Annotated in this window: 16 protein-coding genes; 6 read left to right on the forward strand and 10 right to left on the reverse strand. The window is 57.8% G+C overall.

Annotated elements, in window-relative coordinates:
- Nucleotides 1–2 precede the first annotated feature (2 nt).
- The 3 genes from G438_RS0101500 to G438_RS0101510 are packed head-to-tail and all read left to right on the forward strand — an operon-like array spanning nucleotide 3 to nucleotide 3,538.
- Nucleotides 3–1,283: a diacylglycerol/lipid kinase family protein gene (locus tag G438_RS0101500; protein ID WP_084402928.1), complete on the forward strand. Its 1,281-nt coding sequence runs from the start codon at nucleotides 3–5 to the stop codon at nucleotides 1,281–1,283.
- A gap of 34 nt (nucleotides 1,284–1,317) precedes the next feature.
- A complete protein-coding gene (serS, locus tag G438_RS0101505) occupies nucleotides 1,318–2,595 on the forward strand; it encodes a serine--tRNA ligase (protein WP_026459854.1) in 1,278 nt (425 codons plus the stop codon).
- Nucleotides 2,564–3,538, forward strand: a complete 975-nt coding sequence (locus G438_RS0101510; protein ID WP_165569215.1) for an HAD family hydrolase — start codon at nucleotides 2,564–2,566, stop codon at nucleotides 3,536–3,538. Before serS ends, G438_RS0101510 begins: the two co-directional genes overlap by 32 nt.
- Nucleotides 3,539–3,644: 106 nt before the next feature.
- On the opposite strand, the gene G438_RS0101515 is transcribed toward G438_RS0101510, so the two are convergent.
- The 6 genes from G438_RS0101515 to G438_RS0101540 form a co-directional block, all read right to left on the reverse strand.
- A complete protein-coding gene (locus G438_RS0101515; protein ID WP_026459856.1) occupies nucleotides 3,645–4,439 on the reverse strand; it encodes a fructosamine kinase family protein in 795 nt (264 codons plus the stop codon).
- Between the two features lie 18 nt (nucleotides 4,440–4,457).
- Nucleotides 4,458–4,712, reverse strand: a complete 255-nt coding sequence (locus G438_RS0101520; protein ID WP_026459857.1) for a DUF3073 domain-containing protein — start codon at nucleotides 4,710–4,712, stop codon at nucleotides 4,458–4,460.
- 143 nt (nucleotides 4,713–4,855) lie between these two features.
- Nucleotides 4,856–5,188, reverse strand: a complete 333-nt coding sequence (locus G438_RS0101525; protein WP_026459858.1) for a DUF3618 domain-containing protein — start codon at nucleotides 5,186–5,188, stop codon at nucleotides 4,856–4,858.
- Nucleotides 5,175–5,657, reverse strand: a complete 483-nt coding sequence (locus G438_RS10245; RefSeq protein WP_051259189.1) for a phage holin family protein — start codon at nucleotides 5,655–5,657, stop codon at nucleotides 5,175–5,177. The genes G438_RS0101525 and G438_RS10245 overlap by 14 nt, the downstream gene beginning before the upstream one ends.
- Before the next feature lie 81 nt (nucleotides 5,658–5,738).
- Nucleotides 5,739–6,959: a hypothetical protein gene (locus tag G438_RS0101535; RefSeq protein ID WP_131245705.1), complete on the reverse strand. Its 1,221-nt coding sequence runs from the start codon at nucleotides 6,957–6,959 to the stop codon at nucleotides 5,739–5,741.
- Between the two features lie 74 nt (nucleotides 6,960–7,033).
- Entirely contained in the window at nucleotides 7,034–8,464 is a 1,431-nt protein-coding gene (locus G438_RS0101540; RefSeq protein WP_026459860.1) for an SPFH domain-containing protein, read from the reverse strand.
- Nucleotides 8,465–8,638: 174 nt separating this feature from the next.
- Here G438_RS0101540 and G438_RS0101545 point away from each other — a divergent pair, with 174 nt between their 5' ends.
- Both G438_RS0101545 and G438_RS0101550 read left to right on the forward strand, forming a co-directional pair.
- Complete coding sequence (locus G438_RS0101545) at nucleotides 8,639–9,871, forward strand: TFIIB-type zinc ribbon-containing protein (RefSeq protein WP_026459861.1); 1,233 nt, start codon at nucleotides 8,639–8,641, stop codon at nucleotides 9,869–9,871.
- A gap of 15 nt (nucleotides 9,872–9,886) precedes the next feature.
- Nucleotides 9,887–10,720: a TPM domain-containing protein gene (locus G438_RS0101550; RefSeq protein ID WP_026459862.1), complete on the forward strand. Its 834-nt coding sequence runs from the start codon at nucleotides 9,887–9,889 to the stop codon at nucleotides 10,718–10,720.
- 133 nt (nucleotides 10,721–10,853) lie between these two features.
- Here the strand turns inward: G438_RS0101550 and G438_RS0101555 are convergent, their stop codons facing one another.
- The 4 genes from G438_RS0101555 to tdh form a co-directional block, all read right to left on the reverse strand.
- A complete protein-coding gene (locus tag G438_RS0101555; protein WP_026459863.1) occupies nucleotides 10,854–11,474 on the reverse strand; it encodes a superoxide dismutase in 621 nt (206 codons plus the stop codon).
- A gap of 159 nt (nucleotides 11,475–11,633) precedes the next feature.
- The gene (locus G438_RS0101560; protein WP_026459864.1) at nucleotides 11,634–12,572 is read right to left on the reverse strand and encodes a DUF808 domain-containing protein; all 939 of its coding nucleotides are present in this window, start codon (nucleotides 12,570–12,572) and stop codon (nucleotides 11,634–11,636) included.
- A gap of 2 nt (nucleotides 12,573–12,574) precedes the next feature.
- Entirely contained in the window at nucleotides 12,575–13,786 is a 1,212-nt protein-coding gene (locus G438_RS0101565) for a glycine C-acetyltransferase (protein WP_026459865.1), read from the reverse strand.
- Between the two features lie 120 nt (nucleotides 13,787–13,906).
- Entirely contained in the window at nucleotides 13,907–14,965 is a 1,059-nt protein-coding gene (tdh, locus tag G438_RS0101570) for an L-threonine 3-dehydrogenase (protein ID WP_026459866.1), read from the reverse strand.
- 225 nt (nucleotides 14,966–15,190) lie between these two features.
- On the opposite strand from tdh, the gene G438_RS0101575 reads away from it, so the two are divergent.
- A complete protein-coding gene (locus tag G438_RS0101575) occupies nucleotides 15,191–16,810 on the forward strand; it encodes a DUF7059 domain-containing protein (protein WP_026459867.1) in 1,620 nt (539 codons plus the stop codon).
- The last annotated feature ends 201 nt before the right edge of the window (nucleotides 16,811–17,011 follow it).

Genomic DNA, 17,011 nt, shown 5'->3' on the forward strand with positions numbered 1-17,011 from the left:
CTATGCCAGTCAATGTTGGACTCAGCCTGGGTGCTGTCGCGCTCGTGTCTGCCACTGGTTTTGTTGCTTCACAGTGGTATAAACGGCGCAAGGCGCAGCGCACGGCCCGTAAGGAGGCGCTGCTCCATCCGCAGCAGCCCGTGGATCCAGAACGAGGTCGTCCACGGCCGTGGATTATCCTCAATCCATCCAAAATTGACGACGTTGCGGCGTTGCGTGAGCGCGTAAATACCTGCGCTGCCAAAATGGGGGTCCCTCACGTACATTGGCGCTACACGACGGTGGAAGACCCTGGTACAGGCCAGGCGATACAGGCGATTGCTGATGGAGCGTCGGTGGTGATTGCTGCAGGTGGCGATGGGACGGTGCGGGCCGTTGCCGCTGCAATGGCTGGTAGCGGTGTACGCATGGGCATTATGCCAGTGGGCACCGGTAACCTCATGGCGCGTAACCTCGGCATCCCACTGGGTGATGTGGAACGCGCATTAAGTATTGCCCTGGGTGAAGGGCATCGCGCCGTTGACCTTGGATGGTTGCGTGTGGACGAAGTCAACGGCGAATGTGAAATACCCGCCGAAGGCACCCTTATTGCTCGCGCGCTGTCCACTTTAGATACCCACAGGCAGCCTCGTCGTGCTGGCGAATATCCCACGGGTGATGAATACTCGTTCCTGGTTGTGGCAGGTATTGGTTTTGATGGACAAACGATGGCCGATACGGATCCTGAATTAAAGAAGATGATTGGGTGGCCTGCCTATGTGATCGCTGGCCTTGGTGCGACGACGGTGGCGCGTATGCATAGCTACCTGACGTTGCTGAAGCCGCGTCCCACCCAGGAGCACGAGGCAGTGGTGGGGCTTATTGAAGGCCACACGATTGAAGGTAATGGCGATGCGGCTGGAGGCAACGATGACGCCGAATCGACAAGTATTACGGCGCGCTCGGTACTATTTGCCAATTGTGGGGAGCTGCCACTGGTCACCCTTGCGCCTGAGGCGACGGTAGATGACGGACTGATGGATGTAGTGGCGGTCGACACCCAGGCTGGCATGGTGGGCTGGGCCGATCTTGCTGGAAAGATCTTCGCGCAGGGCTTGGGGATTCGCCCGCTTCTTGATGTGCCGTCAGTAGGGCAGATTGCCTTCCGGCAGGCACGCGGCGCATCACTGCGGGTTGACGAGGCGCAGGTCGTTCAGGTTGACGGTGACGCTATCGCTTCGGCGCGTGTCGTCGAGGCCCGCATTGAGTCTGCTGCTTTAGATATCGCCGTTCCCACCCTATGACGTGGGTATTGCAGAAAAGGAATACACTACAGCCATGATTGATGTGCGCGCACTGCGAGAGAATCCTGAACCGGCCCGAGCATCGCAACGAGCCAGAGGTGGCGATGTTGGCCTCGTCGACCAGATCCTTGATGCTGACGCGCAACGCCGTGCCTCATTGCAGGAATTTGAACGTTTACGTTCCACTCAAAAGGACGTGTCTCGTTCGGTTGGCAAAGCCAGCCCTCAGGAGCGGCCTGCCGTGCTGGCGCAAGCAAAAGAACTTGCCGAACAGGTCAAAGCCGCTGAAGCGAAAGCCAATGAGTGCGCTGCTGAAGCAGACCGTCTTGCACGTATGCTGCCCAACCTTATCCTTGACGGTGTCCCCACCGGCGGGGAAGAAGACTATGTTGTCCTGCGCCATGAAGGCCCTGCAGTCAGGGATTTCGTTGATGAAGGTTTCGAACCTGCGGACCATTTAGCGTTGGGCGAGTCCCTGGGTGCTATTGATGTCAAACGTGGCGCCAAAGTGTCGGGCTCACGTTTCTACTACCTGACTGGCGTGGGGGCACGCCTGGAATTAGCCCTGATGACCATGGCGATGGATCAGGCCGTGGCAGCAGGCTTTACCCCGATGATGACACCAACGCTAGTCACCCCCGCAGTGATGGGTGGCACGGGTTTCCTCAATGAACATTCCGACGAAATCTACTATTTGCCTGCTGATGACCTGTACCTCACCGGTACCTCTGAGGTGGCGCTCGCGGGATACCATGCCGATGAAATCCTTGACCTTACTGCGGGTGCAAAACGCTACCTGGGGTGGTCTACCTGTTACCGCCGTGAAGCCGGTTCTGCAGGCAAAGACACACGCGGCATTATTCGCGTCCACCAATTCAATAAGGTGGAAATGTTTAGCTTCTGCCGCCCCGAATCCTCCGAGATGGAGCATCAGCGTTTCTTGGCCTGGGAAGAAGAGATGCTGGCCAAGGTCGAATTGCCGTACCGCGTTATTGACACAGCTGCTGGCGACCTGGGGACCTCTGCCGCACGCAAATTCGACTGCGAAGCATGGCTGCCGACCCAGCAACGGTGGATGGAAGTAACCTCAACGTCGAATTGCACGACCTTCCAGGCGCGACGGCTTGGTATCCGTGAGCGCCGCGAAGATGGGCAGATCTATCCTGTTGCCACTCTTAACGGCACCTTGGCAACGACCCGCTGGATTGTTGCGATCCTCGAGAACCATCAGATGCCTGATGGAAGCGTGCGTATTCCTGCAGCTCTGCAGCCTTACCTGGGTGGACTTGACGTCTTATCCCCGCTTGCCTGAGGCTGCAGTGGACACAATCAGTCACGCCATCGTTACCCCTCCGCCCTCGGGGGAGGCGCCTCGTGAATATCGTGAGGTCGTCGAAGCGGCGCTCGCCGCTTTACCGCCGGATTTACCGACCGATCCGTCGCAGCTCCTCATCGGGCTGGATATTGACGGCACACTCATTACACGCAACGGTGCCTCGACGCGGGTGCGTGAGGCCTTCCATGCTCTTACCGATGCTGGGGCACATCCTGTGGTCACCACCGGTCGCTCGCCAGGGGCGACAGTGCCGGTGATGCAGATGTTAGATGCGGATACCGCGCTGGTGGTGTGTTCCAATGGCGCTGTTTTCACGGAATTTCATCCGCGTCACACCGGTGGTGCTTATGTGCGATCAGCCCGCTATTTTGAGGTGAGGGAGGTACTTGACCGTGCTCTCGACGCGGTGCCAGGCGCGCTGATAGGGGTCGAGGCAGATTTCGGCTACCTCCTGTCGCAATCCTTCCCGGCAGGTGAATTTATTGAACATATTCGTATTGCCACTTTCGACGAGTTGCGTAGCAAGACGACGGCGAAAATGGTGATACGGGCACCGTGGATGGATGTGCCAGAGTTTTCTCAGATGATTGCCGAATCTGACCTTCGGGATACGCATGAGGTTTTCGTCGGGTGGACATCCTGGGCTGATGTGGGTCCGCTGGGGGTAACTAAAGCCTCAGCATTGGCGCAGTTGGCACAGGACTTTGATATTCCACCAGAGGGCACCATTGCCGTTGGCGATGGGACGAATGACGTGCCGATGTTTGATTGGGCACATTTTGCCGTGTCGATGGGTGGTGCTCACGACAGTGTGAAGGCCTCAGCTGACTACGTGACTGCCTCTGTGGAAAATGACGGTTCGGCCGCCCTGATGGACGCCCTTCTTATCCACTGCGGTGTGGAGAACGTGCCCAATTAACAGACCTTTTGGGGTGTTGGACTGGGCAGGTGTTCGTCCCTGCGCGAGTCGGCGCATCGGCGCCTGCAGCGGCCTTTTGCCACGGAGCCCCCGCAACATTTGGCTATCACAGGTAACGGCGTGCCAGGGACACTGTTTCGGTGATGTAGGCGCCCCCAAATAGGTGACAGTGGACCATTAACATATGCATCTGGTGCAACGTTACCCGTTCACGCCACCCATCACATAGCGGTGACGCCTCATGGTAGGCCGCGATAATTCGGTCAGCGTAGGGCGTGCCGAAGACACGCAATTGTGCAAGGTCTTCTTCAGCATGTCCGCCCTGAGCGGCCGGATCAATAAGGACCGCTCCACGGTCCGTCCACATAATATTGCCACCCCACAGGTCGCCGTGGAGGCGTGCCTGCTGTCCAGTGCCGTGCAGAAGGGCAGGCTGGTCGTGCTCAAAATCGCCATTGTCGAGGCGTTCGCACAGCCGCTCGATGACGCGCATCTGCTCGGGGGTGAAGGGAGAGGTCGCCAGATAGGGGAGGATACGGTAGGACGCGTAGTAGGTGCCCCACGAGGCGGGAGCGTGTGCCGCCTCGTCAATCAGAGGGAGGTGAGCCGCACCCATCCACCCGTCACCCGACCACCTCGGTGGTGGCGCACCCCAATGGGAGGCACCTGCAGCATGGGTGTAGGCAAGGGCATGGCCGAAAGCGTCGGCATGAGCAGGCGTGGCGCCTATATCGTGCAGGCGCGGCTCCTCCAGGTAGGTGCGACCACTACCCACGATGGGGACAACAAAGGCACCGCTGTGATCCACACTGCCTACGTCTTGGGCATCAGCAAGCCACTGTAGGCCCGCAATTTCCCAATTGATCTGCGCGGCTGACCCCGCTTTACGGAAGAAGGTCACGGTCTTGCCGCACAGAATCTAGGACGATTTCGAACCAGTCCAGAACGCCTCGTCCATTGGGTCAAGGTCGTCCTTGTCGTCTTCCTGGGGAGCATACGGGTCAACATATTCGTCGTCCTCGTCCTCATCCGCATACCGGGCATAGGGGTCCTCGTATGAGTCCCTACCGGAAGCCAGCTCCCGCTGGAGGGCATCCAGGTCCGTATCAGGACTGAAATACTTGAGTTTGCGTGCGACTTTCGTCTGCTTAGCCTTTTGACGGCCGCGCCCCATGGGGTCGACCCCCTCCACGTCGTGCGGGTCCGCATACGCGGTCCCCGAGTTTCATCATTCTGTCGTGCTCCCCATCATAGCGGTCGAATGGAAAAAGCCCCATTCTTAGAGTGCCGGATGGGAGAAGTATTGGTTGATGTCGTCTAGCGGCGACGGAAGATTCGCAGGCACACAAGGCCAACAACCGCAACGGTTGCCACTGCTGCAATTCCCACTTTGCGCAGCGCATCCTCGTCACCACTACGTGCTGCGTCAACAGTTGTGCGGGCCTTCTCACAGGTTCGTTCAGCCCAGGCGCGTGCCTGCTCAGGGAAATTTTGTGCTGTCTGGGTCAGTTTCAGTTTCACCTGGTCAATTTGATGGCTAGGGCTGAGTTGAAAGACGAGGTCGTCAAGTGTACGTGCCATCTGCTGCCGTGTTGCAGCCAAATCGGCTTCGATCTGTGCGGCGGTACGGGTGTCCTCAGTCGCGCTCACTGCTCAGTCCCTTCTTGAGAATATCAACATTGCCAGCCATATTGTCTTTGAACTCCTGTTGCACTTTCGCGGTATTTTCGCTACCTTCTTTGAGCTTCTTCAGGCCAATAGGTGTCAGGAGCGCAACGACTAGGAGGAGCACAACACAGACAATAAGCGCCGCAGCCCACTGCGGCAGGACAAGACGCAGCGCAAGCTCACCGGTATGCAAACCCCAACCCAAAGCATAAAGAGCTAGTACGCCCGCAATAGCAAGGATCACGGCGCCTGAGGAAAGGGATCGTGCTGCGTCGCGGAATTTCGTTTTCGCCAGGCGAATCTCATCTTCGATGAGGCTACGTACCTGAGTAGTGAATGCGGCAAATAGGGTGCCGACCGATACCTGCGCCTTTGGGGTTGCCTCGGGAATGGTGGGGCCAGGGGAGGCTGCATGGGGGGCAGACTGGTCGGCGTAGTTCTCAAAAGACATTATCTGCACTCGCTTCCTGTTTGACGCAGATGCGCACGCTTTAAGTGTCTCACGTTCACTCCCGCGGTGCGAGGACCTGGCCTATTCTTCGGTAAAAACAGGTCCTGGAAGGTCACTGAGGATCCGTTGGGCACGTGTGACAACATCCTCGGTGTGAGGTGATGGTGTTGTCGAAATCGCAGTTTTGCTTTGGATCGGGGTACGCACAATACTCACACGCTGGGGAAGCGCTGCCCGTGGGATGGGTCCCGTCTGAGTGCTCACTGCGTCGTGGCTTGGGTGTACGGCATCTGCTTCATGGTCCCCGGTAGGGTCTTCCGCTTCGCGTGGATCGGCTTGTCCATCAGGTTCGGTGCCCTCGTGGGTCTGTGCAGGTGCATGAGGGTCGTCGTCTTCCTCATCAAGGACATGCGGCTCGTCGTTGCTGCGTACAGCGGTTACCTCCAGTGGGAACCACGTTGTGGGCGCGGCCTCGTCATCGCTTGGTTCAGCGGTAGGAAGAGGACCTAAGAGCGGCACAGGATTCGAATCCTGTACCCAGTGAGTTGCCACCGAATCTGCACTGGGGTGAGGAAGATCTGCGCATACGGATCCGTCTGTAATGAGGATGGCTCGATCCGCATGAAGTACGACACGCGGATCCTGCGAGGTGACGATCACGGAAACGCCACTGTGAGCCACCTCGGAAAGAAAACGCATGACCTCGTCGGCTGGGCCAGACAGCATGTCGCGGGTCGGATTCTCGACCAGGATAATGGCAGCGCCGACCAGTAATGCTTGTGCGACCTTTATCCGCCACGGCCCTTGAGGGCCAAGCGTCGCCGCTGATTTATGCAGGTAACGGGTAAGTCCGCATAGATTGGCAACCTCAGAAAAGGTAGAGGTTTCGACTACGGTGCCGCACTGAGCAAGTGGTTGTACCAGGCACTGCTCAACGGTTAACGACATATCAGGGGTGCTCAAAGGTGTCAGGAGCGCGACCGCAGGAGGCTTTCCGAGGCCTCGGCGCGTCCGTTTGGCAGTGCGGATGCTGCGAGCCTTGGTGGGAAGATACCCACCTAAGGTGAGCAGCAGAGTGCGGGCACGTTCAGGGGAACGGTCAAGGACGACGGTGAGCGCACCTGCGCGGAACGACAAGTTAAGGTCGGCGAATGCAGCACCATCACCGTGGGCAGAGGCAATGGTGAGGCGCCGAGTCCACATTAACGGACGCCGACCGGGACCGGAAGCGTAGAACGTCTTGTGGCGTCGCCACCAGGGTTTTACGGTCGGGGTGGAACTCGTCGGCGCAAGGGAAGACATATTCCATATTCTTGCAGCATCTCGATATTTTTCCGAGGGGCCACCCCCACCGCAGTCTATTTTGTTGCACCCGCTCAGGACCGAGGCGCCCCACACATGGCGCAGAAACGCTGCTCAGGCATGGAGAAGGCGGTGCCGCATTTACTACAGGCAACCGCAGCTTCAGCCTGCGGCGTTGGCGCTGCACCATGCACTGGAGTCGGAGGCTGAGAGGGGAGTTGCTGCTGAGGTACCTGCTGGGACGCTCCCGCAGTTGGCGCATTCCCGCCTGGGTAGGTAGTGGGTGGAGCTGGTGGCATTGGTTGCTGGGTATGCCCAGGTGCCTGCTGAGGATAATGCTGCGGATAAGGGGGTTGCTGGGGGTAGGGCGCTTGCCCAGGTGCCTGCTGGGGATGCGCCTGCCCTTGTGGTGGGTAGCCCTGAGGGTAGCCTCGCGGGTACCCGGCGGGCGCCTGACCTGGCATCGGTGGGTACTGCGGTGGATACGGCTGTTGGTACTGCTGCTGGGCCATTTGTGCCTGGTTGGATTGTGAGGCGGCTTGCATAAAGCCACCACCTGCTTGCATACCCATTCCCATGCCCATAAATGCAAGACCTGCGCCAGCCTCATTTGAGCCTGCAGCCTCCATCCCGCGAGCGACTGCTCCTTGGACATACCCTTCACGTACCGACGGGTCAGACAACATAGCGCCCTGGTTGCGCATGTCGATGAGCTTGCGGGATTCTTCGTCGTAACTGATCGAAGCGATACCCACTGCTTGGATTTCCATGCCGCGGTGACGCAACCAATCTTCATCCAGTGTGTCACGCATGTACTGCGAGAGTTCCCGCATCTTTGAAGCAACCTGCGAAATGCGGATCCCGTCAACGCTCATCTGGTTGATAGAGGTCTGTAGTGCCTCGAGGAACTCAGACATGTACTGTTCTTTTACGTCGTCAATGTGAAGACGTAGCGCATCGCGTGGGATGACTTCCTGGTAGAACAAGATGGGGTCAACGATCTTGATAGAGAAGGTCCCGTGGCACCGCAAAAATAACTCGGCGTTGTAGAAGGTGTCGAAGTAATTTAACGCGTTGGGTGTGCCAAATTTTATCCCCTTGATTTCTTGTAGGTTGATGTAGAACGCCTGCTGCTTCTGTGGAGTGACACCGCCGAAGGTGAAACGCTTCCACGTGTCGACGACCGACTCGCGAAGTTCACCAGAAAAGATGGACGGGGCAGTGGAATGATCGACAGTGAAAATACCTGGCTCGGCAGCGAAATCAGCGATACGACCACCATCAATCAGCATCATTGCCTGGCGGTCATACACGTGAATAGCTGATCCGTTGGTGATGATGTCGTCGGTGCCCTTTCGGTTGGCGCCCCGACTGTCGTCAGGGCGCAGGCGGCTTCCTTTGCAAAAAACAACGCCTTCTCCCATGTCTGTCGGTTCAATCGCTTCACGCCACTGGTCTGCTAGTACGCCGCCGATGGCACCTGCTGCTGCCTTAAATAAACCCACGGTGTGTCCTTCCTCTAAGTGGAGACGCGTCGTCGTGTCACGGGTCAAATAGCGATACTCAGACGGGGTCTACTACATCATCGCGTATTTTGTGTCCCATTTCATCATTTCGATGAATTTCTCCGTAAATGAGAATAGGCTACATCGTAATAGCATGCCGCAAAGGAGGCGCTGGTGGCGAATACTCAGTACAAATGCCCTGCATGTTCTGCGCCCATCGAGTTTAACGCCGCTATTGGGCTTATGACATGCGACTATTGCGGGTCTCGATTCGACGTTGCACAGGTGGAACGCTTTAATGCGCACCGGGATGACACTGCCCAGGCGCAGTCTCATACAGAAACACTCAGCCATGCTCAAGCTACAGTAACGCCGGGAGTGGAGCCTCGCCCGCAAGCGTCACCAGGAGGTAATGCTCGCACGCACATGGCACCAGACGCCCCCGTGTTGCAGGAAGGGCAGGCCCGCGCCCAAGCCCCGACCGCCTCGTCAATCCCAGAACGCACCTTCGACGCGGCAGACGGGATGGAAGAGCTGATCTGCAACTCCTGCGGCGCAGAAATTGTCGCAGATCCAACCACGATCTCAACGCGCTGCGGATTTTGTAACAACACCTTCGTAGCCAACCAGCGCATCACAAGAAAACGTGTGCCCGATTTCCTTATCCCATTTAGCGTCGACAAAGCCGGTATGCTGCGCGCATTTCTCGACAGTACGCGAGGAAAATTTCTACTGCCCAAAGATTTTCGCGACCAGCACACACTGTCAGAAGCTACCGGCACATACCTGCCCTACTGGTTCCACGACGGCACAGTTTTTGGGGACGTGCATATGGAAGCCAACGAGACACGAAGTTGGACCGAAGGCAACAACGACTGTACCGAAACAACGACGTACGCGATTCATCGCAGGATTCGCAGCGTCTACCGCGGCGTGCCTGCGTGTGGAACAACGAAATTAGATCGACCTCGCGCCCAGGGTGTTGAACCATTCGACCTAGCAGGGTCAAAAGAGTTCGGTACCGCCTACCTATCAGGTTACGCTGCCTCCTCCTACGACATCGCCGGGGAGGACACACGTAACGAGGCGCATCAGCGGGTCAGGGAGGCCGCATGTCACCTGGCCGCACGGTCGGTGACCAACCACAGTGCGCCTCGGACCGTGTCAGCGAACCTTGCTGTTGAACCGTCGGGCATGTGGTACGCCCTGTTGCCCGTGTGGCTCATCGTCATTTCCTATGCTGGCAAGCACTATCCCTTTGCTATCAACGGGCAAACGGGGGAGGTTGTTGGCGAATTCCCTATCAGCGTCAAACGTAAACGCGCAGTGGAATTAGGGTTCTTTGCCGTATTCGCCATCCTGAGCGGCATCGTGTCATGGCTGCTGTCTGTCGCGTATTTTTCCTAAAAGGAGGGCGTAACGATGAGCGTATTTCGCACCTGCGGTGTTGTCACTCAGTACGTCCTGTCCCTATTTGTCGCACTGCTTTTCGTGATGCCGTTGGGGTTACCCGATGTCGCTTGGGCCAATAGTGACCGGGTAATTGACGAAGTTAATGTACTGACCGACAGCGAAGAACAAAGCCTAGAGGCTGAGATAGCGAACCTGGTGAGTCGCCACCGCCAAGACATCGTCATCCTTTTTGCTGACCTTAACGGCAAGACCCCAATGGCGCGTGCCGACGATTACTTTGACGAGAACGGGTATGGCATTGGTGAGCAGCGTAGCGGGGTACTACTGCTCGTATCCCCATCGAGCCGCGACTGGTGGATCTCCACGTCAGGTGAATCGATCCCCACATTCACTGACCGCAGTATCGAAGCCATTGGCAATGACATCTCGTCCTCTCTTGGGGACGAGAAATGGGCTGACGCCTGCCACGAATTCCTTGAACACATGGACGCCTATATGCAGGCCTATCGTGGTGGCACGCCCTTAAATGGCGGGCGACTGTCGCACAAGGATATGCCATCCGTGGTGGTGAGTACGATTATCGGTGCACTAGCAGGGGGTGTGCTTTTTGCCAAAATTGTGGTCCGCGTATTTTTCGTGTCGAAGATGAAAAACATTGGGCGCGCATCACGCAGCGAAGACATTATGGCGCCAGGAACATTCCAGGTGCTAGCAGGCAGCGAACAGATTATCAGCCGTTCGGTGTCAAGAACGCCCCGGGCGATATCCTCGGACAGTTCGGGATCAAGTACCCATAGGAGTTCTTCGGGGGCAACGCACGGCGGTGGCGGCGGTAAGTTCTGAGCCGCACACCATTCCCCGCGATGTGCGCGTGATACGAATGTGGCTCACGAAAGGCATGAGCGTCGTGGTGAACAACGTTTTACGCCCCTCGTGAGCCACATTCGCTGTGTGGACCGTGGGTCGCAGTATCTGATCAGATAGTGACAAGCCCCGAGAAGGTGCGTGCCCGATCAAAACGCGCCGCAACGTCTGCCCAGTTCACGACATTCCACCAGGCTTTGACGTAGTCGCCCTTGACATTGACGTAGTCAAGGTAGAACGCGTGCTCCCACATGTCGAGCATGAGCAGTGGCACAGTAGCCACCGGAATATTGCCCTGCTGGTCGGTGAGTTGGAAGGTCACCAGACGGTTGCCCAGGCTATCCCAGGCCAGGACGCCCCAGCCGCTGCCCTGGAGGCCAAGGGCTGCGGCGGCAAACTGGGCTTGGAATTTCTCGAAAGAACCGAAGTACTCATCAATGGCAGCGGCGAGTTCGCCGTCGGGACGTCCCTGTCCACCGGGGGTCATATTCTGCCAGAAGATCGTGTGGTTGGTGTGTCCGCCCAGGTGGAAAGCCAGATTCTTTTCGTGCAGATTGATGGCAGCGTGGTCGCCTGCATCACGAGCAGCTTCAAGAGCAGCCAGGGCACCATTGGCGCCTGCCACGTACGCGGCGTGGTGCTTGTCGTGGTGCAATTCCATGATGCGACCAGAAATATGGGGTTCCAGCGCGGCGTAATCGTAGGGAAGTTCGGGCAGTGTGTAGACGCTCATAGCAGTCCTCCGTCTTACGTGGGCCAATCTAGGACGAAAGGCCGTGTCGCACTTTAATCTATCGCCCTTTACGGCTGAGCGCATCAGAACGGTCGGTGGCGTGGCCCCCATTTCAGCGGAAGGCGGTCCGCCTCGTCAATTACCCGAGGTCGCCCACCGTCAGTGCGTCGCTCCGCGTATGAGGCGCATTAGCAGCAGCCAAATACCAGCCAGGACGCTCCCCCACACGAGGCCGAAAACACCCGATAGGGCAGTTTCCACAAGCCACATCACGACACTGCCCCCTGCCTGAGCGAGATGGACGACGTATTCGACACCATGATGGAGCGCATCAAAACCGACGTCAGCCAGGGACGCAATGATGATGTGCCCACCCACCCACAGCATTGCAACAGTGCCGACAATACCAATGGCTGAAAAAACGCCGGGCATCATTTTGACGATGGAGCGACCCAGCCCAGCGCGAGCACCACCACCGCGTGCCAAATGCGCACCAAAATCGTCCATCTTCACTAGCAACGCCACTGCGCCATACACCACGAAGGTCATCGCAAACGCCACCGTCACCAGCACGGCAATACGCATCGTTGACGACTGGGTGGACAGATCTGCCAATGCGATCAACATGATTTCAGCCGATAAAATAAGGTCGGTACGTACCGCTGAGACAACAATCTTATTCTCAAATTCGTCGGCACTTGTTGCCTGCCCACCCGCGTTGTCCTCATGGTGGTGAGAAATCAGGCCAAGTTTAGACAAGACTTTCTCGGCGCCTTCAAAACACAGGTACGAGCCGCCAATAATGAGCAATATTGGTAGCGCCCACGGTGCCAACCAACTGAGCAGCAACGCCGCCGGCAAAATAATGGCGAGCTTGTTAATCAGTGAGCCTTTAGCGATACGTGCAATCACGGGCACTTCGCGAGCAGGTGAGAGGCCCTGAACGTATTGAGGTGTTACTGCCGCGTCGTCAATCACCACGCCGGCAGCCTTCGCTGACGCCTTCGCGGCGCCGGCAGCCACGTCGTCAAGGGACGAGGCAGCTACCTTCGCGAGCGTTGCAATATCGTCAAGGAGCGCAACTAAACCACCGGGCATTATCAGTGAGTCCCTTCTGCTGGCGCCACCACTTCGGCGCGCGCACGAATAAACGCATCAACACAGGCCACTACGTCTTCGCGACTGTGAGCCGCTGAAAGCTGCACACGAATCCGCGCCTTCTGGCGTGGCACAACCGGGAAGGAAAAAGCGACAACGTAGACGCCGTAGTCCAACATGCGTTCGGCAATTTCAGCGGCAACGCGAGCGCCGTCATCACCGGGGAACATCACTGCGTGGATCGGATGCGAACCGGGGAGGACAGTGAAACCTGCCTGCGCCATGAGCTGACGAAATAGCGCCGACACCTCCCGTAAATGGGCGCGCTCCGCATCTGCTGCTGCCGCAATACGCAACGCCTCCCGAGAACCAGCAACAACCGCTGGGGCGAGCGTATTGGAGAACAGATAAGGGCGTGCTTTTTGGCGCAACATGTCGATGACGGCCTGCGGGCCTGCGACGTAGCCGCCGGAAGCACCGCCCAAGGCCTTACCCAAGGTGCCGGTCAAAATGTCGACACGGTCAGCAACGCCAAAGAACTCGGGCGTACCTTTTCCGCCGTCGCCAACAAAACCGGTGGCGTGGGAGTCGTCAACGAGGACGAGGGCATGAAATTCTTCAGCAAGGTCGCATATCTCGGGTAGCGGTGCATAGGATCCGTCCATTGAAAATACGCCGTCGGTGACGATAACGATCTGATCGGCGCCATCATTGCGTGCGCCAAGAAGTTGGGCGCGTAGATCGTCCATATCGGCATTGCGGTAGCGGTAGCGTGTCGCTTTACACAGGCGAATGCCGTCGATTAACGAGGCGTGGTTCAGTTCGTCGGAAATAATGGCGTCCCCGGGGCCAAATAGTGCGTCGAAGACGCCGCCGTTGGCGTCAAAACAACTGGAGAATAATATGGCGTCCTCAGTGCCAAGAAATGCTGCGATTTCATTTTCGAATGCGCGATGCTGGTCCTGCGTGCCGCAGATAAAGCGCACGGAACTCAACCCGAAACCCCACCGGTCAAGGGCTTCTTTTGCGGCTTGTGCGGGCCGAGGGTCACCTGCTAGGCCCAGGTAGTTATTGGCACAGAAATTCAATGCGTCGCCGCGACGGGTCTGCACTTGGGGTCCTTGGCGGCCAAGGATTTCACGTTCCGATTTATACAGGCCCGCAGCGCGTATCTCGTCTAATGCTGACCGAAGGCGCGGTGACAGCGTGTCCATGGTATTCCCTTCTGATATAGGAAAAATTGGCGGAATAGGTATATATGGAGGTGCCGACAGGGCGTGCCGCCACGTACCAGCAGTGGCGGAGCAGGTCGTTGCGGGGCCACGTGCGTGCTATCAGTGTTCCCAGTCAAGGATGACTTTACCTGCCGTGCCTGAGGCTGCCGCCTCGAATGCCTGTTCCCACTCCTCGGGGCTGAAGCGATGTGTGATGATGGAGCGCACCGAATCGCGAAGGCGCTGGGAGGTTTCCATCATGTAGGTCGCCAAATACCAGGTGTCGAACATTTCGCGACCGTAGACACCTTTTATTGTGAACATGCGGGTAATGACCTTACCCCAGTCGACTGGGAAGGCGCCCTTAGGAAGACCAAGAAGTGCCAGTGTCGCCCCGTGTGTGCAGTAGTCAATGAGGGTATTGAGTCCGCCGGGTGCCCCGGACATTTCCAGACCCACATCGAATCCTTCGCGGATATCGAGGGCAGCCATCACGTCAGGCAGTGTTTCTTTGGTGACATTCACGGCACGGTCAGCGCCTGCCTGAGATGCCAGTGCCAAACGGTCGTCTTGTATATCCGTGACTACCACATGGCGGGCACCCGCATGTTGAGCCAGCGCAGCGCACATGACGCCGATAGGTCCAGCACCTGTAATAAGGACGTCCTGTCCGGTGAGTTCTGCCTGTTGGCAGCTGTGGACGGCATTACCCAGTGGATCAAAGAGCGCACCGAGTTCGGCGTCAATCATGTCGGGTTGGACCCACACATTGCCAGCGGGAACGACAACATAGTCAGCGAAACCCCCATCACGGTTTACGCCAATACCAATGGTGCGGATACACATGTGACGCCGACCTGCCCTGCAGTTACGACAGCGACCACAAACGACGTGCCCTTCAACCGATACGCGCTGGCCAACGTGAAGCTCATCGCGACCTTTGCCTTCAACTACTCCGGGGCCAACGGCAACTATTTCCCCACAAAATTCGTGACCGAGGGTTTGAGGTGGGGTGAGTGAACCAGGTGCTCCGCCGTCCCAGTTGTAAAGGTGCACGTCGGTGCCGCACAGACCCGCACGTAGGACCCGAATTTTTACTTCACCAAAACCAGGCGTTGGTTCGGGAATCTCGCACAATTCCAAACCGGGGGCCGCAGCCGTCTTCCGTAATGCTCGCACGAAAGCTCCTCACTTACTGTGCCACCGCCACCGTCGGGGTGACACTCAATTGTGCACCCTCATACCAAAAACGCGGTACTTCGTGTGTCCACCACGGCATTTCTGCCTGCAAACGCGATAGTGTGCGCGGTGATGCCCATCGGTGATGCTGTGGCCGCTGACGGTGGTGCGCGAGCTCGCGCCGGGAGGGCTACGCATCACGGCGACAGCACCTACGCTTAAGACATGACTGAGCACGAAACCCATGTCCCTGTTGCTGACTCGCCGCGCATACCTGACCTTGCCGCTGACCTGCAGGCTGCTGCTTGGAATGCCGATAGGGTAGAACAGCTGCTGGGACCGGTGGCGATGAGCGCGCTCAGCCGCGAAGAGTACGTTCCTGCTGCTCGCATACTTGAGGGCACTGTTGAGGCGGCGGGGATACTGACCCGCTTCTTTATGTTGGGCGTGCCTGAAACCACGTGGCGCCTCGACCAAGCGATGCCCACCTTGGGGTGCCAGGGTCTGCGGGCGCTGGGTCTTATTGCCGAGGCCGGACCTGACCTGTGGCGGGCAGCTTTCGATCTTCGGCCACACCAAGGCAGCTACGGTCCTCGCGGCGCGGCCAGCACCCAACGCGCCGAAGCTCATCATGAAATAGCCACACACCAAAGTGTGGTCAGCACCCACGGTACAGCTACGCACCATTGGTGGATATTGTCTGACCTGCCCCAGGCCGTCACCAGGAATGCCTTGCCGCCGCACCACGTCATGGGGATCGGTGGTGCCACAACATCACTTCTCGCCATGACGCCGCGCCACACCGTCCAGCGTGCGCTGGATGTGGGATGTGGCTGCGGTATCCAAGCCCTCTACCTTGCCACGCACGCCGATCACGTGGTGGCCACTGATATTTCCGCGAGGGCCTGCCAAATAACACGATTTAATGCCGCTCTTAACGGCGTCAGTATTGATGTACGCCAAGGATCACTCTACGAGCCAGTCGCGGGCGAAATCTTCGACCTCATCGTGTCCAATCCACCATTTGTTATTACCCCGCCAGCCTTGCGTGAAACGGGACTATTGGAATACCGTGACGCCGGTATGGAGCGTGACAGTCTTGTCGGCGCCGTCATCGTTGGCGCTCAGCATCATCTGCGTGAAGGTGGAACAGTGCATGTGCTGGCTAATTGGGAGATAGATGCGGACGCTGACCCTGAGTGTGACGATTCGACAACAGGGTGGCCACGTCGCCTCCACCAGTGGTGTCACCAAATGTCTCTGGACGTGTGGGCGGTGCAGCGTGATGTCCTTGACCCTACCCAGTATGCCGAATTGTGGTTGCGTGACGGCGGTAGTAGCCACGACGAATACGACAGAGCCTACCGTGCCTGGATGGATGACTTTGCTGGCGCAGGCATCCAAGGGGTTGGCATGGGATTCATTGCTGCGCGCCGCGTGGCGGATCCCGTTACTCCTATTCGTGTCTACGACTTCGTTCAGGCAGGGCGTATCCCCAGTGGGGTGGATGTGCTTCAGGCATTGGATTCGCTGCGTCTGCCTGCCCACCTCGAACAGCTGCACCTAGTCACATGTGATGATGTCACTGAGGAACGCCATTACATACCAGGTAACGCCAACCCGTCGGTTGTGATCCTGCACCAAGGTGGTGGCATGGGTCGGGCTATTCAGGTGTCCAGCGCGGTGTCTGCGCTTGTGGGTGCCTGCGACGGTGAGTTAAGTGTCGGGCAAATCCTTGTGGCGCTCGCGGCGTTGATGGACGAGGAGGTTGAGCAGTTGCGCTACGAGGTGCTGCCAGTCCTTGAGCGTTTATTGCGGGCAGGAATGCTAAAGGTCGCGCGTTAAATCACTGTGCGGCGCAGCTACCACGTGCTGCCATCACGCGTCGCCATGACCGAGTGTGGCATCAGGCGTCATGGCCAGATGTGGCTCAGAGCCATTTTCGTGGTATTTTCCCATTTCAGAACGTGAAGAAAGGCTGCTTGTCACAGTGCGCTGGCGTGTGGATAGTACACATAAGTTGACATCACGGTATAAGGTCAGCAC

It is taken from the genome of Schaalia suimastitidis DSM 15538, assembly GCF_000429105.1.
Lineage (GTDB): Bacteria > Actinomycetota > Actinomycetes > Actinomycetales > Actinomycetaceae > Pauljensenia > Pauljensenia suimastitidis.